1 protein-coding gene and 1 pseudogene are annotated in these 1,204 nt (G+C 73.7%); both read left to right on the top strand.

Going from position 1 to position 1,204, the window contains the following annotated elements:
- Positions 1-185 (top strand): annotated as a pseudogene (locus ACYVE7_RS34290) (hypothetical protein); the annotation flags it as partial.
- Positions 182-1,204 (top strand): serine/threonine-protein kinase (locus tag ACYVE7_RS34285; RefSeq protein ID WP_460370768.1); only part of this gene is annotated, 1,023 nt, incomplete at its 3' end. The pseudogene ACYVE7_RS34290 and the gene ACYVE7_RS34285, both read left to right, overlap by 4 nt.

Raw genomic sequence — 1,204 nt, 5'->3', positions numbered from 1 at the left:
GGGCCCCCCCCGAACCGCGCCCGTCCGCGCCGATCTGGACCCCGGTCGCCTCGGCGTCCGGGCCGCGTCCCGCACCCCGCGATCCCGGCCCCGGTGACCGGCCCGAGTACTGCACGCAGTGCGGGATGCGGCGCGGCCCCGCCCACCGGTTCTGCGGATTCTGCGGCCATCCGGCGGACCTGTGAACCCGCCGGACGAGCAGGGCCCGCGGCTGACCGGGCGGATGATCGGGCCCTACCAGGTGCTCGACCTGATCGGCCGCGGCGGCATGGCCGAGGTGTACATGGCGCGCGACCAGCGGCTCGGCCGGGTCGTCGCGTTGAAGATCCTCGCCCCGCATCTCGCGTTCGACGAGCGGTTCCGGCTGCGGTTCGTACGCGAGTCGCGGACCGTCGCGGGGATGGACCACCCGTACATCATCCCGATCTTCGAGGCGGGCGAGACCGACGGGCTGCTGTTCATCGCGATGCGGTACGTCGCGGGCCGCGACCTGCGCGCGCTGATGACCCATACGGGGCCGCTCGCTCCGGAGCGGGCGTGCGGGCTGCTCAACCAGATCGCCGCCGCGCTGGACGCCGCCCACGAGCACGGGCTGGTGCACCGGGACGTCAAACCGGCCAACGTGCTGGTCTCCGGCGGAGGATCGGATTCGGGCGAGCATCCCGAGCACGTCTATCTGACCGATTTCGGGCTGACCAAGAGCGCCACGTCGATGTCGGGGCTGACCAGCCAGGGCCAGTTCGTCGGGACGCCCCGCTACATCTCCCCCGAGCAGATCACCGGCGACCAGGTGGACGGCCGGTGCGACCAGTACGCGCTCGCGTGCGTCGCCTACGAGATGCTGGCCGGGGTTCCGCCGTTCACCAAGGACAGCCAGCTCGCCCTGATCTACGCGCACGTCCAGGACCAGGCGCCGCCGCTGACCTCGCTCCGTCCCGATCTTCCGCCGGAGGCCGACGCGGTGCTGGCCCGCGCCTTGCAGAAGGCGCCCGCCGCACGGTTCGGCTCGTGCCGGGAGTTCGTGCTGCGGCTGCGGCAGGCGCTCGGCGAACCGGTCTCCGATCCTCGGCTGCGCTCCGCTCCGGGCCCTGCCCCGGTGCGGCAGCCGTGGCGGGCCGCCGACACGCTGCCTCCGGTCTCCCGCGGGTCGTCGATCATCCAGCGGACCACGGCGGGCCGCCGGCCGTGGCGGCTGATCGGCGCG

Source organism: Actinocorallia lasiicapitis, from assembly GCF_054778695.1.
This window is presented reverse-complemented; position numbering and strand designations above follow the sequence as displayed.